At 51.0% G+C, this 24,451-nt stretch carries 20 protein-coding genes and 2 tRNA genes; 15 read left to right on the plus strand and 7 right to left on the minus strand.

What is annotated here, in order from left to right; translation table 11 throughout:
* Positions 1 to 53 precede the first annotated feature (53 nt).
* The 5 genes from ACP7IZ_RS06180 (at position 54) to ACP7IZ_RS06200 (ending at position 6,403) form a co-directional block, all read left to right on the plus strand.
* Positions 54 to 974 (plus strand): peptidylprolyl isomerase, encoded by a 921-nt coding sequence (locus ACP7IZ_RS06180; protein WP_426848295.1) that lies wholly within the window; start codon positions 54 to 56, stop codon positions 972 to 974.
* Between the two features lie 76 nt (positions 975 to 1,050).
* A complete protein-coding gene (argJ, locus tag ACP7IZ_RS06185; protein ID WP_426848296.1) occupies positions 1,051 to 2,298 on the plus strand; it encodes a bifunctional glutamate N-acetyltransferase/amino-acid acetyltransferase ArgJ in 1,248 nt (415 codons plus the stop codon).
* 57 nt (positions 2,299 to 2,355) lie between these two features.
* Positions 2,356 to 2,985, plus strand: coding sequence for an RDD family protein (locus ACP7IZ_RS06190; RefSeq protein ID WP_063354781.1), 630 nt, complete (start codon positions 2,356 to 2,358; stop codon positions 2,983 to 2,985).
* A gap of 150 nt (positions 2,986 to 3,135) precedes the next feature.
* Positions 3,136 to 5,658, plus strand: a complete 2,523-nt coding sequence (locus tag ACP7IZ_RS06195) for a mechanosensitive ion channel family protein (protein ID WP_426848297.1) — start codon at positions 3,136 to 3,138, stop codon at positions 5,656 to 5,658.
* Positions 5,651 to 6,403 (plus strand): 2OG-Fe dioxygenase family protein, encoded by a 753-nt coding sequence (locus ACP7IZ_RS06200; RefSeq protein WP_426848298.1) that lies wholly within the window; start codon positions 5,651 to 5,653, stop codon positions 6,401 to 6,403. Before ACP7IZ_RS06195 ends, ACP7IZ_RS06200 begins: the two co-directional genes overlap by 8 nt.
* A gap of 30 nt (positions 6,404 to 6,433) precedes the next feature.
* Here the strand turns inward: ACP7IZ_RS06200 and ACP7IZ_RS06205 are convergent, their stop codons facing one another.
* Complete coding sequence (locus ACP7IZ_RS06205; RefSeq protein WP_426848299.1) at positions 6,434 to 6,598, minus strand: hypothetical protein; 165 nt, start codon at positions 6,596 to 6,598, stop codon at positions 6,434 to 6,436.
* Between the two features lie 167 nt (positions 6,599 to 6,765).
* Between ACP7IZ_RS06205 and ACP7IZ_RS06210 the strand changes: the two genes are divergently transcribed.
* Positions 6,766 to 7,179, plus strand: coding sequence for a hypothetical protein (locus ACP7IZ_RS06210; protein ID WP_426848300.1), 414 nt, complete (start codon positions 6,766 to 6,768; stop codon positions 7,177 to 7,179).
* Positions 7,180 to 7,246: 67 nt separating this feature from the next.
* On the opposite strand, the gene ACP7IZ_RS06215 is transcribed toward ACP7IZ_RS06210, so the two are convergent.
* On the minus strand, positions 7,247 to 8,164 hold the full coding sequence (locus ACP7IZ_RS06215; RefSeq protein ID WP_426848301.1) for a DnaJ C-terminal domain-containing protein: 918 nt from the start codon (positions 8,162 to 8,164) through the stop codon (positions 7,247 to 7,249).
* On the minus strand, positions 8,161 to 8,331 hold the full coding sequence (locus tag ACP7IZ_RS06220; protein WP_003623324.1) for a hypothetical protein: 171 nt from the start codon (positions 8,329 to 8,331) through the stop codon (positions 8,161 to 8,163). Before ACP7IZ_RS06220 ends, ACP7IZ_RS06215 begins: the two co-directional genes overlap by 4 nt.
* Before the next feature lie 280 nt (positions 8,332 to 8,611).
* Between ACP7IZ_RS06220 and ACP7IZ_RS06225 the strand changes: the two genes are divergently transcribed.
* The 6 genes from ACP7IZ_RS06225 to ACP7IZ_RS06250 all read left to right on the plus strand — a co-directional run bounded on the left by ACP7IZ_RS06225 (position 8,612) and on the right by ACP7IZ_RS06250 (position 12,700).
* On the plus strand, positions 8,612 to 8,914 hold the full coding sequence (locus tag ACP7IZ_RS06225; RefSeq protein WP_035353127.1) for an accessory factor UbiK family protein: 303 nt from the start codon (positions 8,612 to 8,614) through the stop codon (positions 8,912 to 8,914).
* A 57-nt stretch (positions 8,915 to 8,971) separates the two neighbouring features.
* Positions 8,972 to 9,472 carry a YbjN domain-containing protein gene (locus ACP7IZ_RS06230; RefSeq protein ID WP_426848303.1) on the plus strand — a complete coding sequence of 167 codons (501 nt, stop codon included), beginning with the start codon at positions 8,972 to 8,974 and terminating at the stop codon, positions 9,470 to 9,472.
* Positions 9,472 to 10,293, plus strand: a complete 822-nt coding sequence (proC, locus tag ACP7IZ_RS06235; protein WP_426848304.1) for a pyrroline-5-carboxylate reductase — start codon at positions 9,472 to 9,474, stop codon at positions 10,291 to 10,293. The genes ACP7IZ_RS06230 and proC overlap by 1 nt, the downstream gene beginning before the upstream one ends.
* Positions 10,294 to 10,350: 57 nt before the next feature.
* Positions 10,351 to 10,992, plus strand: coding sequence for a TetR family transcriptional regulator (locus tag ACP7IZ_RS06240; RefSeq protein ID WP_426848305.1), 642 nt, complete (start codon positions 10,351 to 10,353; stop codon positions 10,990 to 10,992).
* Between the two features lie 87 nt (positions 10,993 to 11,079).
* Positions 11,080 to 11,154: transfer RNA gene (locus ACP7IZ_RS06245), tRNA-Gln, on the plus strand.
* A gap of 265 nt (positions 11,155 to 11,419) precedes the next feature.
* Positions 11,420 to 12,700: an MFS transporter gene (locus ACP7IZ_RS06250; RefSeq protein ID WP_426848306.1), complete on the plus strand. Its 1,281-nt coding sequence runs from the start codon at positions 11,420 to 11,422 to the stop codon at positions 12,698 to 12,700.
* Between the two features lie 72 nt (positions 12,701 to 12,772).
* On the opposite strand, the gene ACP7IZ_RS06255 is transcribed toward ACP7IZ_RS06250, so the two are convergent.
* Complete coding sequence (locus ACP7IZ_RS06255; RefSeq protein ID WP_003623313.1) at positions 12,773 to 13,042, minus strand: HU family DNA-binding protein; 270 nt, start codon at positions 13,040 to 13,042, stop codon at positions 12,773 to 12,775.
* Positions 13,043 to 13,153: 111 nt separating this feature from the next.
* On the opposite strand from ACP7IZ_RS06255, the gene ACP7IZ_RS06260 reads away from it, so the two are divergent.
* The gene (locus tag ACP7IZ_RS06260; RefSeq protein ID WP_426848307.1) at positions 13,154 to 14,113 is read left to right on the plus strand and encodes a rhamnan synthesis F family protein; all 960 of its coding nucleotides are present in this window, start codon (positions 13,154 to 13,156) and stop codon (positions 14,111 to 14,113) included.
* Here the strand turns inward: ACP7IZ_RS06260 and ACP7IZ_RS06265 are convergent.
* Positions 14,110 to 16,929: a glycosyltransferase gene (locus ACP7IZ_RS06265; RefSeq protein ID WP_426848308.1), complete on the minus strand. Its 2,820-nt coding sequence runs from the start codon at positions 16,927 to 16,929 to the stop codon at positions 14,110 to 14,112. The two genes, ACP7IZ_RS06260 and ACP7IZ_RS06265, sit on opposite strands and share 4 nt — an antisense overlap.
* Before the next feature lie 130 nt (positions 16,930 to 17,059).
* Positions 17,060 to 18,481, minus strand: coding sequence for a beta strand repeat-containing protein (locus ACP7IZ_RS06270; RefSeq protein WP_426848309.1), 1,422 nt, complete (start codon positions 18,479 to 18,481; stop codon positions 17,060 to 17,062).
* Between the two features lie 318 nt (positions 18,482 to 18,799).
* On the opposite strand from ACP7IZ_RS06270, the gene ACP7IZ_RS06275 reads away from it, so the two are divergent.
* Positions 18,800 to 21,997, plus strand: coding sequence for a glycosyltransferase (locus tag ACP7IZ_RS06275; protein ID WP_426848310.1), 3,198 nt, complete (start codon positions 18,800 to 18,802; stop codon positions 21,995 to 21,997).
* Between the two features lie 142 nt (positions 21,998 to 22,139).
* On the opposite strand, the gene ACP7IZ_RS06280 is transcribed toward ACP7IZ_RS06275, so the two are convergent.
* Positions 22,140 to 22,214 (minus strand) — tRNA-Gly (locus ACP7IZ_RS06280).
* Positions 22,215 to 22,410: 196 nt separating this feature from the next.
* Between ACP7IZ_RS06280 and ACP7IZ_RS06285 the strand changes: the two genes are divergently transcribed.
* Positions 22,411 to 24,444: an NAD(+) synthase gene (locus ACP7IZ_RS06285; RefSeq protein WP_426848393.1), complete on the plus strand. Its 2,034-nt coding sequence runs from the start codon at positions 22,411 to 22,413 to the stop codon at positions 24,442 to 24,444.
* The last annotated feature ends 7 nt before the right edge of the window (positions 24,445 to 24,451 follow it).

Consider the following 24,451-nt stretch of genomic DNA (forward strand, 5'->3'; position numbering starts at 1 on the left):
CCTCCTTCATACAGGATAAATAGGTTTTAATGGCTTTAAAGGTTTTAATACACATGCGGCTTATTCCCCACGCGTTTGGCCTGGCGGCAGCAGCTCTTTTTGCTACCACCACCCTTTGCACGCCCTCCTTTGCAGCAGACCCCGCTCCCGCAGCTTCGGCCGCACCTGCAAAGCCAGCAGACCCCAACGCTGTGGTAGCCACCGTGAATGGTGAAAAAATCACGCTGTCTGATGTGCAGACGGCCATGATCTCTTTGCCACCGCAGATGCGCCAGCTTCCCCCGAACCTTATTTTCCCCATGCTGGTCAACCAGTTAGCAGACCAGAAAGCCATTCTGATTACGGCGCAGAAAGAAGGGTTGGACAAAAAACCTGAAACCCAGCAGATGATGGTGAATGCTTCCAACACTGCATTGCAGAATGCGTGGTTGTCTGAGCAGGTTATGCCACACCTGAATGATGATGCCGTTAAGCAGTATTATGATCAGAATTACGCAGGCAAGCCAGCCGAAAAAGAAGTGCATGCCCGCCATATTCTGGTAAAAACCGAAGCTGAAGCTAATGATGTTATCAAGAAGCTGAAGGCTGGCGCAGATTTTGGTAAATTGGCCGCAGAAGTTTCTACCGACAAGGGCAGCGCCCAGCAGAACGGTGGTGATCTGGGCTGGTTCAAGAAAACAGACATGATCCCGGCCTTCTCTGATGCTGCCTTCGCCATGAAAAAGGGCGAAATCAGCAGCACTCCGGTAAAAAGCCAGTATGGCTACCATGTCATTCAGGTGCTGGACACACGCACAGACCCGGTTCCCACACTGGACTCTGTACGGGACAAAATCCGTCAGGCTCTTATCCAGAAATATGTGCGTGAAGCCGTGGATAAAGCCACCAATCAGGTTAAAATCGTGCGTTTTGACCCCAATACTGGCAAGCAACTGGCTGATGCACCAGCACCAGCTGCTGCGCCCAAGAAATAAAACCATTAAATCGCAAACCTCGCCCTTATATGCAGGGCGAGGTTTTTGCACAGATACCCTTTAAGGATACCGCCAGATGGCGCAGACAATCCCCGTTTCCCCCCTGGCCCTGCCAATGCCGGAACTTGGTGTTGTGCGTGGGATTCGCCTTGGCGCTATTGCTGCTGGTATTCGTTATAAAGGCCGCACAGATCTGGTTCTGGCAGAAATGGCCCCCGGCACCACAGTTGCGGGCGTATTTACCAAATCCAAATGCCCCGGCGCACCTGTAGATTGGTGCCGTGCTATTCTGCCCAAAGGTGAGGCCCGCGCATTGGTTGTAAATGCCGGGAACGCCAACGTATTTACCGGCCAAGCCGGACGCAAAACATGCGAAGCCACAGCAGAAGCCGCAGCCAAACTGGCAGGCTGTTCTGCCGAAAATGTTTATTTAGCTTCTACCGGTGTTATTGGGGAAATTCTGCCTGCTGAGCGCATTACCTCTGCGCTTCCGGCACTGCATACCGCCCTTTCGGAAAACGGGTGGGAAGATGCCGCACGCGGGATCATGACCACGGATACCTTCCCCAAAGTGGCTGTGCGCAAGGCCACACTCAAAGGCACGGAAGTTATTATTCAGGGTATCGCCAAAGGCAGTGGCATGATCGCGCCAGACATGGCCACCATGCTTGCCTTTGTTGCAACAGATGCAAAGCTGCCCGCATCTGTACTGCAAACCCTGCTGAGTGCGGGTATCCAAAAAACCTTCAATTGCATTACGGTGGACTCGGACACCTCAACGTCTGACATGGTGCTGCTGTTTGCAACCGGGGCCGCGCAGAATCCCGATATTGCCGCCACCACAGATGCTCTAACAAACCCAGAACTGGCTGATTTCCGCACCGCGTTGAACGCCGTTCTGCATGATCTCGCCCTGCTGGTTATTCGGGATGGTGAGGGCATTACCAAGCTGATGAGCATTCAGGTCAGCGGCGCTGTATCCGATCAATCTGCATGGCGTGTTGCCATGGCCATTGGCAATTCCCCACTGGTGAAAACCGCCGTAGCGGGGGAAGATGCCAACTGGGGCCGCGTTGTGATGGCTGTTGGCAAATGTGGGGAACCCGCAGACCGCGATACGCTTTCTGTCTCTATTGGTGGTGTCTGCATTGCCCGTAACGGTACCGTTGTAGAGGGGTATGACGAAACCCCCGTGGTGGCGCATATGAAAGGGCAGGAAATCGATATTGCAGTTGATCTTGGCCTTGGCACAGGCACCGCTCAGGCTTGGAGCTGCGATCTAACCCACGGCTATATTGATATCAACGGATCTTACCGCAGCTAAGCGCCACTATCTGCCCCAACTGTTTATTTACTTATCTTTCCTGCGGAGCAGGCTCTTATGTCCAATTCGGCACCGCCCCCCGGCTGGGGGGCACCTTCTGGCGATTTTTATGGAATGCAGCCCGGCACGCCCGCTCCTGTATGGATTTACGCTGGCTTCTGGTGGCGGGTATGGGCCTTTCTGATTGATGGCATTATTCTTGGGGCAATAGAAACCGTTCTGGGGTTTTTTGTTGCACCCAATGTCACTGTCAATTGGCAGGAGCTGCCTCTTGATGGCTCTGGGCAAAGCATGAATGTGGTGGATGTGGCCTCCTTCGTGCAGCCTGAAAATATCTCCGTTCTTATTCCACACATTCACACAGGGCCTTGGCCACTCGCCAGCCTGCTGCTCGCCCTTATTCCGGCAGTCTATTACGTGTTGTTTGAGGCATCTTCCCTCCGTGGCACACCCGGCAAACGGGTATGCCGGTTGGAAGTCGTCACACTTTCAGGCGGGCAGATCAGCTTGGCACAGGCTATTCTGCGCTTTGTCATTAAGGCGTTTATTTCTTTCCCACTGCTGTATATCGGCGTCATTATGGTTGCGTTTACGCGGCGCAAGCAGGGGTTGCATGATCTTATAGCTGGCACATTGGTTATCCGGGCAGAAACACAGCAAGTTGCGCCCTTCCAACCACACCGGTAGCTTACCCGCTCCTTTCTGAACAACTGCTATCAACACGCATCATCTTGATACTGCCCAATTTGCCTCCTACCCTAGAGGCAGACTGGGCATGGCTGTTGCTTGCGTGCCCTTGGATATTTTTACCCGTTCAGCAAAGGATGCAGCGCCCCCATGGCGGCCAATAGTCCGGATCAGAGTCTATCCTTTTCACCCTCTCCGCCTCAGTCGCCTTCTTTGGCTGCATGGCTTTGTCGGCTTTTTTGCCTGTTTGCGTTGGGATTGGGGTTTCTTTTCCCTGTTACGCATGCGCGCGCAGATACGGCAGCAACCGTTCCTCAAACCAACGGTTTGACACAACAGGACGCGCAGCAGTTACTGAACGTTCTGAACGATCCGCAAAAGCGGGAAGATTTTTCCAAAACCCTTTCCCTTATGGCCAAGGGCTTACCTGCCGCCACACCTAAAGCGGCACCTGCCCCAGCGGCTGCCAAACCGCAGGCAGATAACGCTGTTATAGACAGTGATGTCCATTCAGAATTGGATACGCTGCAAAGTTCGATCCATGGCTACCTGAACAACTTTACCAGTCTTTTTAAAGATTTGAGTGTTGTTGGCCCGTGGTTCAAAAACGAAATCCGCAACCCGGCCTCTCGGCAGACCCTGATTGATGCGTTTAGCCGTGCCCTGCTGATTATTGGCCTTGCTCTGGTTCTGGAACGCGCCACCAGCATTGCAATGCGCAAACCGCTGAACTCTGTAACGCAACATGCAGAAAACCGAGAAAAGCGGCTAGAGGCCTCTGCTGAATCTGCTGCTGCAGCTGATAGTAGCGATGCCGCAGCAGCAAATGATGCGAATACCACCCAAACGCGTGAAAATGACCAACGGCGCGGCACCGAGGTTTTACGCTATTTAGTCCGCGTGCCGTATAATGCACTGCACTTCCTTATCAAACTTCTGCCTGTTGGAGTGTGCCTGCTTGTTGGTTATTTGGGCGCAGAATTTTTAACCACCACAGCGCAAGCTCATACTGTTTCGCTCACCCTTATTAACGCTTACGCCATTGCGCGTGGGCTATATCTGGTTGTGGAAACAACATTGGCGCCCCGCTCTTACGCTATCCGCCTTATTCCTGCATCGGATGAAACAGCACGCCTGCTCACACGCTGGTGGAACGTGCTGGTGGCAGCCCCTTCCATTGTGATCTGTCTTTCTACCTTGGGGAGTGAGTTCGATCTCAGCCCTCGCGGTGTAGACGCCATGCAGCGGGCTGTGGTGCTGATCCAGCATCTAATTATTGCAGCCTTTATCTGGCGGCTCCGCCATATTGTGGCACGGGCCCTGCAACCCTCATCCAACATGCGTAAAAATGCCCTCTGGGCTTTTGCTGGCACGCTGGCGCATGTGTGGTGGGTGCCTGTGATGTTCCTAGACATGGCATTGTGGTTTGTCTGGGCTGCACATCTTAAAGGAGGCTATCAGTGGATCCTGCGCGGAACACTGCTGACCTTCCTCTGCCTGGTGCTTTCCCGCGTTATTGCCCTGTTGGCTTATGGTTTGCAGGATAAGCTATTCCGTATTAGCCCCACGTTGGAAGCCAGTTATCCGGGCATGCAAAAGCGCGCGGATTTCTATTATCCGTTCGTGCGCCGGATTATTACCATTGCCATTATTTTTATTACCGCCGTCTGTCTGGCGCAAAGCTGGAGCATTCCCAGCTTCCGCTTCTTCTTTAGTTCTGCGCTGGGTGAACGTCTGGTTGGTGCTGCCATCTGCCTGCTTATCGGCATGACAGTTGCTGCTGTTGCATGGGAGGTCGTAAACGGCCTGCTGGAAAAACAGATTACCCGTTACACATCCAGCGCACAGGCGGCACGTGCGGCACGCCTGCGCACTGTGCTGCCTATTATCCGTACCGTTTTGCTGGCGGTTATTATCATTTTTGTAACAGTCACCACGCTGTCTCAGATTGGTATTAACGTTACCCCCTTGCTCACAGGCGCTGGTATTTTGGGTGTTGGTCTTTCCTTTGGTTCACAGAGCCTGGTTAAAGACGTTATCACCGGCTTCTTCATGTTGGCAGAAGATGCCATTCAGGTCGGCGATTGGGTAACTACCGGCGGGATTGCTGGTATTGTTGAGCATCTTTCCATCCGTACATTGCGCGTACGCTCTGTGGATGGTGACTTGCATATCATCCCCTTCTCGTCCGTAACCTCCATTGCCAATACTGCCCGTGGGTTTAACCAGGTTATTGTGCATCAGACGGTGGATCTGACCGAAAGCAGCGAACGAGTTGCCAAGATCATGCAGGACACCGTTCAGGAAATGCGCAAGGAAGACGCTTACAAGAACATCATCTTGTCTGACTACGTTGATCTGGGTGTTGATAGTTCGGACGGAAACGGCGCTGTGCTGGTTGGCTCCATCAAAACCGCACCTATGATGAAGTGGAAAGTGCAGCGCGAATTTTACCGCCGCATTGCAAACCGCATGGCTGCTCAGGGCGTAAAATTCTATACACCAACATCCTACTCCACCACGCCGCCTGGCACCCCGGTCCATTTGGCAATGGATACAATGCCGCCAGAACTGCTTGAAAAAATTAACCAACGGGCAGCTCAGGTGCAGGAAGAAGCCAAATCTTCTGCTCCAGAAGCACCGCCTGCAGCAAAAGAACCACCACATGCCTGAAACAGGGTTGAACCTTTCAGGGGGGGCAGCCCCTCTTGATTGTATTGAAAAACCGCTGGCGCAGGAGGGCTTTGCCTTCCTGCAAGCGGCAAGCATGCGCCCTATCCTGCAAGATTTTGGGTTAGCTGATTGGGACCAGTTTGCCGCAAGCTGGAATGATCTGGGGTGTGACCGGTATATGGCGGATGGCGGGCGGTATCGCCGCCGCCGCTATGCCACGTTCTCACTTTCCGATCAGGAAATCCTGCGTAAACCACATCAACCCCATTACCAGAGCCGTGATTACAATACGCTGAATGGAGGGATTGAACGTTGGTTTCAGCCGGTATTGCCAGAAATTGGTAAGAACCCGGCTTTACTGTCCATTCTAAAACTTATGCACCGGCTGGCCGTGGATATGACACCAGCCAAACAGCGCCCTCCGGCATGGCATGCAGAAATTCATCAGTTCCGAATTGAAGCCAGTAAAGATGCTGCCGGGCAGCCCACGCCGGAAGGTTTGCACCGAGATGGCGTGGATTGGGTGTGTGTTGTGATGATCCGCAGAGAAAATATTGTTCGCGGAGAAACATCCATTCACGATCTCAACCGCCAACGCGTGGGGGGCTTTACGCTCACCAACCCGCTGGATACAGCTTTTGTAAATGATAGCCGTGTGTATCATGGGGTCACCCCCGTACAGGCAGTAAACCCTGCCTTACCGGCTTATCGTGATGTGCTTGTTGTGACGCTTCGCCACGAGTAAAACAAAAAGGCCGGGAAACCGGCCTTTTTATTAATACCCTGCGTAATAAATGGCGTGCAGGCCCAAAGCCAGACAAGAAAATACAAAAAACATGGCACCAGCCATCTGGCAGCATTCTTTAAAAGAAATGGTGTTGTAAGCAGAAGCTGCAGAAGCAGAAGAAACCACACTATTTTGCTGTTCTGCTTCGCTCATACCTGTGCCCTTTTCGTTTTATGCAATGCTGATTTGTTCATAGCACTTATCTGGCTACGATTGTCTCTTTCGTCAAGGGCCATAGGGTTGCCCCATTTCCTAAAATGGGGTGGACGCCACCCCTGCCCGGGGTTCACATAAGAAGAAATTCATTTGGAGTTTCAGACTTGAAACAGATTGCTTCGGCCCTTCTTGCCACCAGCCTCCTTGTCTCCCCCGTGTTTGCCCAAACTCCGGAGAAACCGGCTACAACAGAAAAAGCTGCGCCAGCTCAGCCTTATTCCATTGCAAGTTTTATGGGTAAGTGGGCTGTCACAATGGTTATGGAACCCATTACCATTATGGGTAACCGCGCTGTTGGCCCCGCAGCACGCCTAGTGGTTGTTGTGCCGGACAACATTAGCAAAGTTGTAAAGCAAAACCACTTTGCCCTGGCGCGTAAATCCAACGAGGTATGGGAAGGACAGCAAGAAGACGTAACAGCTACGCTGACACGTCTTTCAGAAAATACGGCTCAATTGGTTCTGGTTCAAAAAGATGGGCATAAAATGGAGATCCCACTTTATCGTGATGACGGCTGATATCTGAATTTCCGCCACTTTCCCCGCCCAAAATATAATGGGCGAGGAAAGATTTTATCGGCCTGAATTACTTTTCTTCTGCAGGATTCCAATTTTTCAGGAACTCCTGCAAAGCAGCATCTGGCTTGCCAATTTTCACTTGCAACGTCACATACAGATTACCTGCGGGGCGGGCGCCGTGCGCCTGCACGCCTTTGCCACGAAGCCGCAATACGGTGCCCGTATCTGAACCTGCAGGCACATTCATCTTCACCGTTCCTGTTGGGGTTGGCACCATAATAGCCCCACCCAGCACAGCGGTTTTAAGATCTACATCCAGATTTTCCCGCAGATCATTCCCTTCCCGCGTATATGTGGGGTCAGACATCACGGTAACGGTAATAAGCGCATCTCCGTCTGGGCCACCTTGCACACCGGGGGCACCTTTACCACGCAGGCGCAGCACTTTGCCGTCTTCTATCCCCGGAGGGATTGTCACATTCAGCGTGCTGCCTTCTGGCAAGGTAATGCGGGATTTACCGCCGTTTACAGCGTCTAGAAAACTGACCTTAAGCGTATAGGACCGATCTTCCCCTTTACGTGGGCCAGAACGCCGCGCCCGGCCACCGCCACCAAACATGCCGCCAAACAGATCGCTCAGATCTTCTTCTGTAAAGCCGCTGGCGCCACCGGGGCCGCCACTATAGCGGAAGCCACCCGCACCCCCGCCAAAATCATTAAACCCGCTGCCTCCGCCACCAAAACCGGGGTGGCGTTCCTGCCCGGCAGCATCAATTTCACCGCGGTCAAAACGCGCGCGCTTTTCTGGATCAGACAGCAGATCATTGGCCTGATTAACGGCCTTGAATTGTTCTTCGGCCTTTTTATCATCAGGATTCAGGTCGGGATGGTATTTTTTGGCTAATTTACGATAGGCCTTGCGCACATCATCTTGGCTGGCACTTTTAGAAATACCCAGCACGTCATACGGATCACGCACGCTCATGCGGCACCTCCCTGCTTAGCAGGGCTGGAATCGGAAAAATTATCCGTATCCAGCAAACTCATAAGCAGAGCAATCACAACATCACGGGAATACCCGGCCTGTTCTGCCTCTTTCACAAAAGCTTCCAGACGGGGTTTAAGATATGCCTCCGCCGTTAAATTGTTCATAAATCACTTTCTCCATATCCCTGAAGGCCGCATAAAAGAGCATGCGCGCGCCCACAGTTTTTTTCATGACATTACTTATAATAATGGGAACGCTCAAAGGCGCGGTCAATGGATGCCCGGCACCATATGAATGGCTGATACCCATATATCCCGCAGCCGCTAAAAGTAAGGCGTGGCATCTGGCGCTCATACTCTTTATAAAGCCCAGAACGTAAGATAACGGCATAAACACACTTTGCTAACGTTTATGCCGCAAACCAGAATGATGGAGAAACCGGCTATGGCTGACAAACCGCGCTTTTTTGATGATCTTGCCGGCGTGGCCGGTGGAGCTTTTTCCGCCCTTACAGGTGTGCGCGAAGAAATTAACGCTATTGTTCGCAGCCGCGTAGATGAAGTGCTGACTGGCCTACAGGTTGTGCGCCGTGAAGAATTTGAAGTGATGCGTGATCTGGCTGCCCAGGCGCGTATTGGGCAGGAAGAGGCCGAACGCCGCTTGGCTGCGTTGGAAGAACGCGTAACGGCTCTAGAACACAAGCTGGCCCATAACAACAACGACCACGGGCACCAGCACCACGGCTGAAGCCACACTTCCCCTTAAATATTCTTTTCTGCCTTCCCGCAGGCACGGAGCACCCCCATGCCAGCATTGACCTCTGAAGCATCCTCCATGCTCACCAACCCGCTTGATCTCATGGAACAGGTAATTGGTGGGCATGGCTGGACATTTGAACGCTGCACCCCAACGGAAATGGCAGCAGAAGCCCCTTCCCGCTGGTGTGATTACGGGCTGTTTTTTTCATGGTCAGCCGAACTGGGCGCTATTCTGTTTACCTGCGCGTTTGATCTTAAGGCAGCACCCACACAGCATTCCGATCTGTACGAACTGATCGGGCTGGCGAATGAGCAGATATGGGTTGGACATTTCAGCCTGGATACAGAAGACGGCGTTCTGCTCTTTCGCCATGCTCTGCTGTTGCGCGGCACACCATCCGTTACCGATGTATTTGAAGATATGATCGACATTGCGTTGGCTGAATGCGAACGTTTTTACCCTGCTTTTCGCTTTTTTCTGCACGCAGGGTTGGATGCCAAAACGGCACTCGCAACAGCCATGATTGATTGTCAGGGAGAAGCATAATGACAAACACCCCCCTCCTGCCCTCCATCCTTCTCGTCGGTTGCGGTAAAATGGGTGGTGCCATGTTGGAAGGCTGGCTAGCGCATGGATTAGCCCCTTCTGTAGTTATGGACCGGCACCTAGCGGAGCTTCCGGCTCCCCACCGTGTTGTGCGCTCTCTAGAAGCCATTCCGGCAGATTTTACGCCAGATATTATTCTGGTTGCCGTCAAACCCCAGAAAGCCAATGGCGTTCTGGCAGAACTGGCCCAACACTTCCCTAACGCCACACTGCTTTCCGTTATGGCTGGCCGCACCATTGCCAGCCTGCTGGCAGCTTATCGGGAAGGGAACGCTGCGGCCTCTCCCATTATTATCAGAAGCATGCCCAACACGCCTTCGGCTCTAGGTGCAGGCATGAGCGGGCTTTATGCACCGCCCGAAGCCTCCGCAGAGCAGAAAAAGCAGTGTGATCAACTCCTCAGCGCTGTGGGTGAAACCGTATGGGTGGATCAGGAAGGGTTGATTGATTCCGTAGCCGCTATTTCTGGCAGCGGACCAGCTTATGTTTTCCTTTTGGCTGAACTGCTAGAACAGGCGGGCATAGAACAAGGGTTAGACGCACCAACCGCCCGTGCACTGGCGCGCGGCACCATTTATGGTGCGGGGCAGATGTTGCATCAGCTTCCCACCGATGCCGCAGAATTACGCCGGAACGTTACAAGCCCCGGTGGCACCACAGAAGCCGCGTTGAAAGTTCTGATGGCCTCCGATGCATGGCCACAGGCTGTTTCAACCGCCATTGCTGCTGCTGTTAAGCGCGCCAAGGAACTTGCATCCTGATTTTTGCCTTTATGCCCATTGATTATATTTTCTCTTTCTTCTCGCGCAGGTTTTTAAATGGACAATGATGATTTTGATGCAGCGCTGGTTTCATCAGCTCTAACACTTTCTGCAGAACGTGGTTGGTCTCACATTTCTGTATTGGATGCCGCGCGTGATGCAGGCCTTTCCCTGCGTGAGGCACGGCAGCGCTTTCCGCTTAAGGCTTCCATCTTGCTTCGTCTTGGGCGCATGGCGGATGATGTCGCGTTGGCTGATGACACAGTAAGCGGCAACACGCGTGAACGCCTGTTTGACCTGTTGATGCGCCGGCTGGATGTATTCCAGCAATACCGTGAAGGTCTCAGCTCTGTGCTGCGCAGCCTGCCGATGGACCCTCCCCTGGCTCTCATTCTCGGTGGTGCCACGCTTGAAAGCATGCGCTGGATGGCAGATGCCGCAGGCATTAGCGCCAACGGGCTAGGCGGATTTGTACGCGTGAACATGATTGTGGGCATATGGACCCACACTTTGCGTGCATGGGAAAAAGATGACAGCCCCGATATGGGCAGCACCATGGCGGCTCTGGATCTGGCATTAGACAAAGCTGGCCGTTTTGGTCTCTTTCCCGCAGGTGATGAAGCGGCCTCTCTGGATGACGGATTGCCAGATCTTGAGGCGCTTCCGGATGCAGATTCTAGCTTTGCAGAAGGCAATTAATCTTTCTTCTGACAAAGATCTGAAAAACAGACTTTACGAAAGCTGCCAGTTTGCCTTAAAAGAGCGGCACTGGCAGCTTAATGCTGATGGGGCGTAGCCAAGCGGTAAGGCAGCGGATTTTGATTCCGCCATGCGGAGGTTCGAATCCTCCCGCCCCAGCCAGAACCTAATCTCTTTAAAAAATACTCGTGTTTTTGATTTTTATAAAAACTGAATGAATATATTCATACTCAATGTATTATTGAAATTTGTATTTTTCCAAAACAACCATAAATAAATTCTATATTTATTTATATGTCTTTAAATTCTGAAATACTTTTATAATACTCTATCACGCAGTGTAAAACTATTCTGAGCAAGTTTTCTTATACTCACACTTACTCTTGACGTTACGGAATATTCTTTTCTCTGATAGAAAACGCCATTAGTGCTTTTTCTTTTGCTCTATCAGACTGCCCCCGTTCTCATGACACACCCTTCTGCGCCGCCTCCCTCGCTTTTGAAGCAACAGGGTATTCCTGCTGTTCTGGGAGGAAGAACACTTTCTGCCTTTGCATCTCAAGTACAGGCAGTCGCTGTAGGGTGGCAGGTTTATGCTCTTACCCACAGTGCAGCCGCATTGGGTTTTGTGGGGCTGGCACAATTTCTACCTATGGTGCTGTTTATATTCCCTGCCGGGCACGCAGCAGACCAGCATAACAGGCAACGTATTGTTATCTCGTGCCAGGTGATCGAGGCGCTTGCTACGGCGTTCATGGCGTATGCCTCATTCTCGCATCACCTGACCTCCCTCATGATTTACGGGCTTGTGGTGGTATTTGGCATCTGCCGCGCCTTTGAAGCACCCGCGCAGCAAACGTTTCTGCCTTCTCTGGTTCCTCCTGCACTCTTTCCACGTGCAGCGGCTCTTTCTTCCTCCCTGTTTCAGGTTGCCTGTATCGCAGGGCCATCTTTGGGCGGATTACTATACGGTTTGGGCGCAGGGGTATGCTATGCACTGTGCGCGCTTAGCTTTGCTATTGCCGCGTTTTGTACTTTTTCCATGAAATTGCAGTTTCCAACCCGCGCCAAACAGCCTGCAACCCTAGCCGCAGTTTTCGGCGGCATTGCTTTTCTACGCCGCAAGCCCACTATGCTAGGCGCTATTTCTCTGGATCTATTTGCCGTTCTGTTGGGCGGGGCAACAGCCATGCTTCCCATTTTTGCAAATGATATTTTGCATGCAGGCCCTTGGGGATTAGGCTTGCTGCGGGCTGCTCCTGGTATTGGTGCATTATTGGTGGCTGCTATTTTAGCCCGTCATCCTTTAGGGCGACATGCTGGATTGTGGATGTTTGCAGCCGTTGCCATTTTCGGTTTTGCCACCATTGCCTTTGGTTTTTCTCGCTCCATCGCCGTTTCAGTTGTCATGTTGGCAATATTGGGCGGAGCGGATGTGATCAGCGTTATGGTGCGCGGAGCACTGGTTCAACTTGGCACGCCAGATGAAATGCGTGGCCGCGTTTCTGCGGTGAATATGCTTTTTATTGGTTCATCCAACCAGTTGGGGGAATTTGAAAGCGGTATGCTGGCCGCTGCTATTGGCCCGATTCCTGCCGTTGTATTAGGCGGTATTGGCACATTATGCATTAGCGGAATCTGGATGACGCTGTTTCCCGGCCTGCGCAAACTGGATAGGCTGGAAGACATTACCCCCGAGCATTCCTGATAAAAAAAGCCTTACGGAACAATGTCCGTAAGGCTTTTTCCAAAGCTTATGCAGCTACCCGATTGTTCAGGCTTAAACAGCCTTTTTCAGATTCGGGCTTGCTTTAAAGCGTACCGTTTTGCCAGCTTTGACCTTTACCTGCTCACCTGTGCGAGGGTTCAAGGCCTTACGAGCTTTGGTCTTACGCACTGTAAACGTTCCGAAAGAAGGAAGTGTAAAACCACCTTCACGCTTCAGTTCTTCTACAATTGCATCAATAAGGTCATTCGCTGCCTGATTGGCGGCAACGCCGGTGCAGTTGATCGAGTCCTGGATCACTGCTGCAATAAAGGCCTTGCTCATGAAGTACTAACTCCCTTTCAGACAGAACTGTATGCACAAGAATTATTTGGCTATCATGCCTATGCTTTAAGGGCTTGTAGTCACATTTTGATGAAAAAACCAACTTAAAAAATGCAGCATCTTTTAAATCCTTCCGATCCTGTCAGCAAAAACGGATCATGTGGCTTTTCAGACACAGGTTTGCCGGCGGGGTCTGTATGTCTTTTTGCTGCATTCGCACCAGACGGTATTTTACCGATTTTTACACGGTTTTACCTAAAAAACATTTTGGATTGCGGTTTTATTCTGCATCTGGTTCTTTCTGGTGAAACCCCAATAGATAAAGAAACCATTGTTTTCTGTGAAAAAAACAATATTCACGTTTGGCAACGCCCTAATGGAGGGATGGACTTTGGAGCATGGCGTTTCTTGTTCCAAAAAAACGTTGCAGATCAAGCCCCGTACATACTTTTAGCGAATGACAGTGTCTTCGGGCCGTTTCGACCTCTTGCCGATGTACTAAAACAAGCACACGCATATACGTTACCTGCTTGGGGGCTTGTTGCCTCCCGCCTTGTCACACCACATTTGCAATCATGGTTTGTTGGGCTTTCGCAGCACACACTGCAAGCAGCACCAGTGCAGCGTGTTTTCTCCCTCCCATTTGAACAAATGAGTCGGAATGAAATTATCTGGCATGGGGAATTAGGGTTATCCGTTGCGCTGCAAGAGGCTGGTGTTCCTCTTCAGGCAGCCTGGAGCGATCTACAGTCACCTCTAGCTCGCTTTCTACCCACCAACCCTATGCACACGCACTGGTATTCTGTTGCTGCTTCTGGACAGGTGCCTTTTATCAAGCGGGAACTCTTACGGAACAACAGCTTCGCTATTTCGAACTTACACCGGTGGCCAGAAGTTATTCCCCCAGCGTCCAACTTTGATCACCAATGGATCATGGATAGCTTTTGCAAAAACGAATCCAGATCAGCCCCTGCCGCCACAACAGCAAAAGGCCGAGCACTTTATAACGTTATCAGCACAGCAGATAGCCTACGCTGGAAGATAGGCCATCTGAAACGTTCAACGCGTTAACCTGAGACTTGCGCCACTTCGTGCAGCCACTTCCCCAGCTCTGCGCTTTGCTGTTCAAATGTGGCAAGAGTCGCTTTATTAGGGTTTACATAGTCCTGCATAAATCCGGGTGTATCCAGAAGGTTTTCCACCGCCATATGCAGGGTTTCTGGCCTGCCATCTATCGGAATAAGGGTGCCGTTCACTCCGTCTTCAATATCCTCCGCCTGCCCACCCGGGGCGGTAGAGATTACCCATACATCGCGCGATAACGCTTCACGCACGGTCAGGCCATAGCTTTCCTTCCATTGCGAAGGAAACAGCAGCACATCAATGCTATTAAAAAAGTCGTCTATTGTCTCACGCGTATAGGCTGGAATTGTGGAAACGCGCCCCTGTGTTTTCCATGCCCCTGTGTAAACAGATTTGATACCCAGATTCAGCTTGTTATCAACGATAACCAGTTCCCAATCATCTCGTTCCAGCGCTTCAAATGCGCGTTTTACAAGAGAGTATCCTTTTATTTCTTCTGTGCCGCCTACGTAGCCAAAGCGTAGTTTTTGGCCGGGAAGACGTTGTGGATGAGAAGATTTGGGCCACAAAAAACCATTCCGGTTTACCCGAATTTTATCTGCCGGAATTCCATTTGCAACAAAAAGCGCACGATGCTCGGCACTAGGGGTCAGCAATAGCGCGGCGTGCTGCATGCCCGTTATCATCAATATCTGACGTTCCGCCAGATGCCGTGCATGCGGCACACAAAGCTGGCACGTATGCAGGTTGATTTTTTCCTGAAAGCAATAATGTCCATCGGCTTTCACCATGAACTGCCGCTCACATAACCACCATGCATCATGCAATGTAATGACGTAAGGAATGTTTTTTTCCATACATACCCTTACACAACCTAGCCCCAACCCTTGTGTTGCATGAAAATGCACAATTGAAGGACGAAATGCCTCCACCCACTTTTTAAAGGCTTGCGTGGCATCGGCATTATCCAACCCAGCTACGGAATCATGATCTGGGGGCGTGATAACACCCAGAATATCTGTGCCTTCCATACAATAGCGGATACTCGCCTTGCCGCGCTGCGCCAAAGGAGGGCGTGATGTAAACACTGCAACCTTTGTGTTTTCCTGCTGCTGAAGCCTGCGAGCCATTTCCTCTGCAACAAATGTTGCGCCGCCAAAAGAGCGTGGCTCGTAATAAATATTCGCACATAAAATGCGTAATTCTGATGACTTCTGAACTTCCGGCTTGCCAAACGCTGGCAAAACCTGATTTTTCACAATGGCTTCTGGGCTATAATGGTCCAGAACATCCTTACGGGCTTGGTCGCCAAGTGTTTTTCGTAATGTGCTGTCAGCGGCCAGCTTTAAAATGGCATCACGCCATTCTGTATCAGTCTGTGCGACAAGCCCATTTTTACCATCCTGTACAATCTGCATAAACGCATCGCGCGGTGAGCAAACCACAGGCAAACTGAGAACAGCGGCTTCCAGAAATTTGATATTGCTTTTGGCATCATTGAAAATTGTAGGTTCTAATGGGGCAATCGTAATATCTGCCTGTGCCAACAATTGCATATAAGCAGCGTAATCTAACCCTATCTGGGTTTGCACACGCCCACCCAACGCATCAAACTCTGATGGCAGAGTAAGATCTCCGATAATATGCAATGTAAGGCGTGGGTCTGCCTGCATGGCTGCAAGAATACCTGCTGCCGCCAACTTAAAATCTGCATCATGCGTACGTGTGCCAGAACCATACACAATGCGTATCTCGCGCTGCGTATCATGCTGGGGCACACCATTTTGCCGGATGTCCGCCACCACATCCAATGTCTGCTGATCCAGCGCGTTTTCTATAACAACGGTATGCTGAATGCCGGCTTTCTGCATGGCCTGAGCCAACACACGTGTAGAGGCAATGGCCTTATCGCAAGACAACAAACATTTACGAAAAAGCCGAACGCCAAAAAGAAGCTCTTCTTGCTCCTGTTTATCCAAAGTGGCCAAATTGCCATTCTGCTTATAATCTTCTGCAGAAAAGATAAGGTCATCCACTTCCCACCAAGGGGAAAGCTCTAACCGCCTTGTTTCCTTAAGAAGTGTTTCAACCGCAGGAAAAGCGGGAACACGGTAAAAAATAACCTCTGTGCACACCTGAAGAGCTGAAAGAGCTTCTTCTGTTTCTCGCCAATCAACAACCTCTACAAGCCACCCTAAAGACCGTAGTTGCTCTTCTTTCTGCCAAACGCGATATTTGGCGCATTGGCGCAAAGATAACTCTGCAATAATCAGAACCCGAGGCGTAAAATCTTTTAAGCGTTCCTTGCTAACATTTGCGGAATAAACCTGATTTATTTTTTCTTCATGCGTTAAAATACTTGTATTTTTCTTGGCCCCACCCTCAACAGTAGTGCTCCCTGTGGCGGGTTTACGTTCAAATAGACGTTCAGTTGCACGCCCAATGGATGAACGTGCCAAGCGATGAGAGATACGAAACCGCACCCCTGCCACACCTTCATCCTGATAAATTTCTTGCAGCCTATGGTAAACGTCCGAAATTTTTCGGCCTGTTGGCAGCTGCCCCTTACTTAAATGCCGGACCACCCTTAACGGAGCCGTAAGACGCCAGGATAATGTATGCTGCCAGACGCTAAGCTGACGTTGTGACTGTGAAAGTTCATGCCGAAGGTAAGAGGCTTCATGGGCTATGCCATCCATGCGCATAGCCTGAATACGCATACTGGCCCGATAACTAGCGGTAAGGGCTTCTTCGGTAGATTGCTGCTTTTCAGGCGTGTCACACGGCAGTTTAGAATACGCCATAAGCTTTAATTCTTTCACAATACTTTTGAAATATCACACAATCTTTTTATACAACCTATTTCAAAAAGAAAAGCCGGACCCTAAGGCCCGGCTTTCCTTTTAAGCAAGAACGTAAACCTGTTCTAAAGACTTACTTCAGACCAGAAAACTGGTTTTCGTTCAGGGTATCAACGTTCACAAATGTAATCTGGCTGTGGTCAGACAGAGTAATTGTGGTGTTGTTACCGTTGTGTGTTGCTTTATCCAGAACGTCTGTCTGGAAAGAAGCCTTGGTGTAGTCGTAGTCAACCAGCAGAACAGAGTTGTTAGCAGCGCTACCAAAGTCCTGAATGGTGTAATCTGCGCCAGCAACGCTGTTACGGAAACCGAACACGTTAGCTGCACCACTACCACCTTCCAGGGTGGCATCGCCTACACCGGCAACCAGCGTATCGGAAGCGGTGCCACCGATGAAGGTCTGGGTGCCTGTTGTGCCTGCGTTGTTACCGAATGCCTGGAACCCGAATGCAGAAGATGCACCATCCAGCGTTTCGTTACCATCGTTTGCAACGAACAGGTTGTTCGCGCCAGCACCATCGATAGAGCCCTGCTGGCTTGCACCAACATGGATATCCAGACCGTTGGAACCGAAGATCGTAGCGTGACCAGCCGTAATGGTGGTTTCGCCCGTGCCGCCAATGAAGGTAAGATTGTCGGAAACGTTGATCAGTGCAGAATCGGTGTTTTCGGTCTGCAGGTTGCCATGAGCAGCGGAAATCGTGCTGTTCTGGCCACCTTCAACAGTGCCTGTAGCACCGGAGAAGTTGATGTAATCCAGAGAACCACCGGTAACGGTGGAAGCACCACCAACCGTGATCTGCTGGCTACCATTGGCATCCACAACCAGAGAGTTGTCAGACAGCTGAACCGTGGAGCTGCTGCCAGACAGAGTAACGCTCTGACGACCAGCGGTTGCTGTAATGGTGTCCTGACCATCGGAATGAACATAGTTCATGCCCGAGCCCAGATCGATGGTGTTGTGGCCCTGACCTGCAGAGATGGTGTTGTTACCTGCACCACTGTTCACTGTGTCATCACCGTTACCGGTCATGATGTTCCAGTTACCTGCGGTGGACAGGCTGTTGCCTTCGAACAGGTTGTCACCAGATCCAGCCAGGAACTGGCCGCTCTGATCACCTGCACGGAAAGCAATACCTGTGTTGGTGCCGCCCAGAACGGTCATGCTGGAGGCGGTGCCACCGTATGCATTAACGTTCACCCAGCCATCAAGAGCCGTACCCGGCTGGGTGCTGGCATCGGAACCAATGCTCAGATAATCAACATTACCAGCAACGCGGTAAGAACCAGCAGAGGTAATAACCCCGTAGCCTGCCTTATTGCTATCGCTAAAGGTTGTATCCCCAGCAGAAAGATTCTGTGCATCAAGAGTGCTGATGACTGAATTCAACTGGTTCGACAGGTCAGTGGCCTGGTTGTACAGGGCCGAATTCTGTGCGCCGTCTACGGTAACCTGAACATTACCGGACGCACCGACAACCGTGATAATCGGCATGTATCCGTCCTTTTTCTTTACATTTTGCCGCGCCAGCCAGAAATTCCAACCCGCCTACGGCAATCTAACGCTATCCTTTCCTGCTTCGCAAAATACTGCACGAAACGCAAGCAGATTATAGCGTTATTACTTCGCTAACGGCCAACATTGCACAGCGTTGCCAGCCGTTAGCACTGTAAGAAATTTCTCTCTTTGATGAAATAAAAAATACCCAATCTATAATGGCAAATATTTATAATTTTCCTGATAGTTGTATAGAATAGCCCCCTAGTGTTGTTTGTTATTTTTCATCACCGCAACTGGACTCGTGCCGGACACATGCCTGTAGTGCCTTCCTCCCTCGCAGAATCTCTTTCATCATTGGAAGATTCTCCGCTTTTCACCCCAACTATACTCATACAAAATAGTACATCTGGATGTGAAAACATACCTTTCCTATCATGGATTCTTAAGGAGGCATTTTTTAGCGGATTATTACTGGTTGGAAGCAGCCTTTCCATTAAGGAAACCCTGAGTTTTCGCTTTAATATTCATCCCTCAGCTTTCCAACTTACATTTCAGGCAGAACTTCCATCTTCAATCACTTATAACAATCAGGTTATTTATATAGCTGCCAGAATGTGGCAGTCGGCAGAACCCATTCAGAACCTTCTAAATACTGCCCCAGAAGGCACGCTCCTTCTATTGGAAGGGATAAAAGACTCGTCGCATGCAGAAGCGTGGGAACACCTTTCTGCTCTGTTTCCTGCCTTTACGTTCCCTCAAGGAACAGGGTTAGGCCTTCTGGCGGCCACAGAGATTGCCTGCCTGTTTCCCTTACTCACGCCGGATTCCCGCCTTTCGGATACGGAAAAAACCACCAAGAGCCTGCTGCGTGAACGCTTCGCTTTTGCCGGAGAATTCTGGTTCAACAAGGCACTCCTCACTGCCGCTCATACCCAGATAGATACCCTCAAACAGGATTTGGTACAAACGCGCAGTCATGTTTTTTCCCAGCAAATGCTGACGCACCACGAAAGCGACCAGAGCGCACAGAAAATCGACTCGCTACAAAAAACCCTTCAACAAACCCAGAAAAACGAACACGCTCTTATTCAAGAAAAACAGGAAATTACAGACCGCTTAACTGGCTTCATCAGCACAGTAAAACAGAGAGAGCTTTGTTATCAGCAACAAACAAATACCCTTAACAGCCACATACTCGCCCTGTCCGCATATATAGACTCCTTGAAACAAACGTATTCTGCGTATTCCCAACACATTCATGATTTATGGGGCCGGTTCGCGCAGGAAGTTCTTGATCGAACCGAAGCGCAAAACGCTCTCAAAACGTATCTTTCAACACCTTCCGGCGTTATCCGTTCTATTGCTCGCGCTTTGGTAAAAGGTGTGGTTGTTCCCTACGTGCCAGACCTACCTCAACCACCCCAAGTAGAATCCCCTCCGCAACTCCCTCCGGCTCCACCTCCACTTTTGCTGGAGCACAGCTCAGCCGCGCCGCTTACTTTTCCCGAAGTTCCAGAAGCTGCTTCAATTTCCATTGTTGAACAACCTGCACGGCCTTCCGGATTCAATGTTCTTTTTGTTGCGGGTGAGCCCGATTCCCCGGGCGTAAATTACCGTTGCATCCGCAATGCGGCTGCCTGTTCTCTTGCTGGTTTTCCCGCTCAGTGGAAGCGCTGCGCAGACGTTGGCCCCGATGACATCAACTGGGCGGATGTTATGATTCTATGGCGTGTTGAATTCAGTGGCCATGTAGACATCATGCTGCGGCTGGCGCGGGAACAAAACATGCCGGTTATTTTTGATACAGATGATCTCACGTTCATTCCTGGCCTTGCACGTATGGATATTATTGATGGCATACGCAGCATTGGCGCCACAGAAGAACGTATTGAAACAGTCTTTACTGATATGCAGCGCACCCTTTTGCGCACAGATATCGGGTTTGCCCCAACCGATGCTTTAGCGGATGCTATGCGGGTTTATCAGCCCGTTACTTATACTGTACCTAATATATATAATACAGAATGTCTGGCCTTAAGCCGCAAAGCGTATCGTATGCGCCAGCTTAACCCGGATGAACAGATTATTCGTATTGGCTATGCAACAGGCTCCCGCACACACCAAAAAGACTTTGCTCAGGTTAGCAGCGTTCTCGCCCGCTTGTTGCACGAAAAACCCAATCTCCGGCTTGTACTGTTCCGTGAAACAGGAAATCATCGCCCAGTTCTGCTCATGAACGAGTTTCCTGAATTTGAACCCGTGCGTGATCAGATAGAATGGCGAGACATGTGCACCTTGCCCGCTCTTCCCTCTGAACTGGCCCGTTTTGATATTTCAATTGCACCACTGGAAACACAGAATCCATTCTGTAATGCCAAAAGTGAATTGAAATTTTTTGAGGCCGCTTTAGCAGGCGTGCCTTCCATTGTTTCCCCAACGGCACCCTTCCGCCAATGCGTGCAAAACGGCCGCACCGGGTTGTTTGCCACCACACCCGAAGAGTGGGAAACCGCGTTACGCACACTTATTGAAAATCCGGATTTGCGCCACCGCATGGCACGAAATGCGTATCATGCTGCCTTGTGGCACTTTGGCCCACAACGCCAAGCCATTCTTATGGGTACTATTATGGAAAGCCTGAAAGGAGAAAAACAGGCCGCCCAAACCGCTGAAATACAAATTGCACGCGGCCATTATCTGGCACGCAATCTGCCGGATATTCCTGATTGCAGCGTAATGTTCCAGCATGATGCCCTGCAAGAAGCAAACGTTACCGTTATTATTACATCTTATAACTACGAAAACTTCATTCTTGAGGCATTAGAATCCGTTCGGCTGCAAACCATTCCAACCCTTGATCTTGTTGTTGTTGATGATGGCTCTACAGATGGGTCACTCAACCAGATCAAAAGCTGGATGGAAAAACAGACGGCGCGCTTCAATCGCCTTATTCTGCTTCAAACCAATTCCAATGCAGGGTTGGGCGGTGCGCGTAACTGTGGTGTTGCCTACGCCGAAACCCCATTCTTCCTGCCATTGGATGCAGATAATCGGCTTTTACCACATGCATGTGAAACACTTTTAAGTGCGACAGATGAATTAACAGCTTACGCCTACCCAATTATCCAACAATTTGGAGACCCCGCCCAACACCCAACGTTAGGCCAGGAACCTTTCCGCCCCATGCAACTGGTGGCAGGCAATTATATTGATGCCATGGCTCTGGTAGCCAAATGGGCATGGGCCGCCGCCGGTGGGTACTATGTAAGCCATGACGCAATGGGGTGGGAGGATTACGACCTTTGGTGCACCATGGCCGAATATGGTTTGCGCGGCACCCATGTACCGGAAGTGCTGGCTGAATATCGTGTGCACCAAACATCCATGACCAACAATGTGACGGAAAAAATGGCACATAAACAGCGCGTGGTCTCACTGGTAGAAGAGCGCCACCCGTGGATCAGATTGGTGCAAAAAAACGCTAAACAGCGTGAAGTCACAACAAGCTAAAAAATGACCGATAAAAACGCTGAGCCCGCAAACAGGCATACTGTTTGTGCGGCTTGGTATTTCAACACCGTGAAATGAGCACAAAAAAAACAGAACTCCATTTCTGGAATTCTGTAAACCGCTCTGATTTTCTAGGAAAATCTGGAGCGGGCGATGGGATTCGAACCCACGACCCCAACCTTGGCAAGGTTGTGCTCTACCCCTGAGCTACGCCCGCATTGGATGGCCTCCTTTTACGGATGATCATTCAGATAGGCAAGAGGGAAAATGAAAAAAAACGCCTGAAATTGCATTTTCTTTCTCCCGCCCTTTCCTACTTGTGTTGGAAAGGGCTGTTGGTGCTTTTCAGCCTGTGCTGATACTGATGCCCAAATGCCTTTACGCAGCAAGGAAGGAAAACCGTGTCTGCTTCCATGTTCCGATCCCTTTACCATCAGGGGTTCGCCCGCGTAGCCGCCTGCACCTTGCCCGTAGCACTGGCAAATCCAGCCATAAACGCGCAGCGTATTCTAGAATCTGCCAAAGCATGCGCCGCAGATGGTGCAGTTTTGTGTGTGTTCCCCGAACTCGGGCTGTGCGGATATACACTGGAAGACTTACTGCAACAGGAAACGCTTCTGGCAGAAACCAGAACAACCCTTCTCTCCTTGGCTCAGGCATCTGCCACGTTGTGCCCTGTGCTGGTGGTAGGCGCGCCGTTGTTATGGAAGAACGCACTTTATAACTGTGCAGTCATTATTCATTCCGGCAAAATTCTGGGTGTGGTTCCTAAAAGCTACATCCCAAATTACCGAGAGTTCTATGAGGCACGCCATTTCCGCTCCGGCGCAGATATTCGCGGGCAGACAATCGAGATCAATGGGCACACCGTACCATTTGGCGTGGATCTGCTGTTTGAAGCACAGGATGTGCCCTCGTTCTGCCTCAGCGTAGAAATTTGTGAGGATATGTGGGTGCCTATCCCACCCTCGGCATACGCTGCGCTGGCTGGCGCTACAATTATCGCCAACCTTTCAGCAAGTGACATTACGGTTGGCAAGGCAGAAACCCGGAACATGCTCTGCCAATCCCTCTCCGCCCGCAATATTGTCGCTTACCTTTATGCGGCAGCCGGAGAAGGTGAATCCACCACAGATCTGGCGTGGGATGGCCAAACCGCCATCTTTGAAAATGGCATTCTGCTGGCAGACAGCGAGCGCTTTCCCTCCGGCGCAACCGCTGTAATTGCCGATGTGGATCTTACGCTTTTGCGGCAAGAACGCCTGCGTATGGGAAGCTTTGCTGATGCAGCGCGCCAAGCAGATACAGATACATGGCGGCACATTAGCTTCACCCTTACGCCTCCTTCTGCAAACCTTGGGCTCAAACGCCCCGTTGCCCGCTTTCCTTTTGTACCTGCCGCTCCAGAACGCTTGGCACAAGATTGCTTTGAGGCCTTTACCATTCAGGTATCCGCACTCAAGCAGCGCCTTAAAACAAGCGGCGTTAAAACAATGGTTATCGGTATTTCCGGTGGCTTGGATTCTACGCACGCCCTACTGGTGGCCGTGCGTGCAGCGGATGAACTGGGTTGGCCACGCAGTGCTGTGCGAGGTTATACAATGCCCGGCTTTGGCACCACGGACAAAACCCTTGCCAGTGCCAACGCACTGATGGCCCAACTGAATATCACGCACGAAACGCTGGATATCCGCCCGGCTGCGGAGCTACTGCTACGCACCATTCGGCACCCTTATGCAGATGGGCAACCCGTGCATGACATTACATTTGAGAATGTGCAGGCTGGCCTACGCACAGATTTCCTGTTCAGGCTGGCCAACCAACATCATGGCATTGTCATCGGCACAGGAGATCTTTCCGAGCTAGCACTAGGGTGGTGCACCTATGGTGTGGGCGACCAAATGGCGCATTACAATGTGAATGCGGGCCTGCCTAAAACCCTTATCCAGCACCTTATCCGCTGGTGCATTGCTTCGGGCCATTTTGCTCCTGCTGTTGGCAAGGTGCTGACAGACGTTCTGGCTACAGAAATTTCTCCCGAGCTTATTCCTGTCGGTAAAGATGGCCCTCAAAGCACGGAAAGCATCATAGGCCCTTACGCTCTGCATGATTTCGCGCTGTTTTATATTCTGCGCTACGGTTTCAGCCCATCCCGCGTGGCCTTTCTGGCGGAACAGGCTTGGCAGGATGCCTCAACAGGCCAGTGGCCTCCGGGCTTTCCCGCATCCGAGCAAAAAGCTTATGATCTTCCTACCATTCGCCACTGGTTAGAAGTATTTGTGCGCCGCTTTTTTGCAACCAGCCAGTTCAAACGTTCTGCCATGCCAAATGGCCCCAAAGTTATGCCCGGCGGTAGCCTTTCCCCCCGAGGAGACTGGCGCGCACCCTCCGATGGCAACGCCCGCCTCTGGCTGGATGATCTGAAACACAATGTGCCCGAAGCCTGAACCACAA

It is taken from the genome of Acetobacter sp. AAB5 (genome assembly GCF_050106715.1).
GTDB lineage: Bacteria > Pseudomonadota > Alphaproteobacteria > Acetobacterales > Acetobacteraceae > Acetobacter > Acetobacter oryzifermentans.

Coding starts and splice junctions, on each gene's coding strand:
- ACP7IZ_RS06180 (WP_426848295.1), top strand. CDS start 54: ATGCGGCTTATTCCCCACGCGTTTGGCCTGGCGGCAGCAGCTCTTTTT.
- argJ (WP_426848296.1), top strand. CDS start 1,051: ATGGCGCAGACAATCCCCGTTTCCCCCCTGGCCCTGCCAATGCCGGAA.
- ACP7IZ_RS06190 (WP_063354781.1), top strand. CDS start 2,356: ATGTCCAATTCGGCACCGCCCCCCGGCTGGGGGGCACCTTCTGGCGAT.
- ACP7IZ_RS06195 (WP_426848297.1), top strand. CDS start 3,136: ATGGCGGCCAATAGTCCGGATCAGAGTCTATCCTTTTCACCCTCTCCG.
- ACP7IZ_RS06200 (WP_426848298.1), top strand. CDS start 5,651: ATGCCTGAAACAGGGTTGAACCTTTCAGGGGGGGCAGCCCCTCTTGAT.
- ACP7IZ_RS06205 (WP_426848299.1), bottom strand. CDS start 6,598: ATGAGCGAAGCAGAACAGCAAAATAGTGTGGTTTCTTCTGCTTCTGCA.
- ACP7IZ_RS06215 (WP_426848301.1), bottom strand. CDS start 8,164: ATGAGCGTGCGTGATCCGTATGACGTGCTGGGTATTTCTAAAAGTGCC.
- ACP7IZ_RS06220 (WP_003623324.1), bottom strand. CDS start 8,331: ATGAACAATTTAACGGCGGAGGCATATCTTAAACCCCGTCTGGAAGCT.
- ACP7IZ_RS06225 (WP_035353127.1), top strand. CDS start 8,612: ATGGCTGACAAACCGCGCTTTTTTGATGATCTTGCCGGCGTGGCCGGT.
- ACP7IZ_RS06230 (WP_426848303.1), top strand. CDS start 8,972: ATGCCAGCATTGACCTCTGAAGCATCCTCCATGCTCACCAACCCGCTT.
- proC (WP_426848304.1), top strand. CDS start 9,472: ATGACAAACACCCCCCTCCTGCCCTCCATCCTTCTCGTCGGTTGCGGT.
- ACP7IZ_RS06240 (WP_426848305.1), top strand. CDS start 10,351: ATGGACAATGATGATTTTGATGCAGCGCTGGTTTCATCAGCTCTAACA.
- ACP7IZ_RS06255 (WP_003623313.1), bottom strand. CDS start 13,042: ATGAGCAAGGCCTTTATTGCAGCAGTGATCCAGGACTCGATCAACTGC.
- ACP7IZ_RS06260 (WP_426848307.1), top strand. CDS start 13,154: ATGCAGCATCTTTTAAATCCTTCCGATCCTGTCAGCAAAAACGGATCA.
- ACP7IZ_RS06265 (WP_426848308.1), bottom strand. CDS start 16,929: ATGGCGTATTCTAAACTGCCGTGTGACACGCCTGAAAAGCAGCAATCT.
- ACP7IZ_RS06270 (WP_426848309.1), bottom strand. CDS start 18,481: ATGCCGATTATCACGGTTGTCGGTGCGTCCGGTAATGTTCAGGTTACC.
- ACP7IZ_RS06275 (WP_426848310.1), top strand. CDS start 18,800: ATGCCTGTAGTGCCTTCCTCCCTCGCAGAATCTCTTTCATCATTGGAA.
- ACP7IZ_RS06285 (WP_426848393.1), top strand. CDS start 22,411: ATGTTCCGATCCCTTTACCATCAGGGGTTCGCCCGCGTAGCCGCCTGC.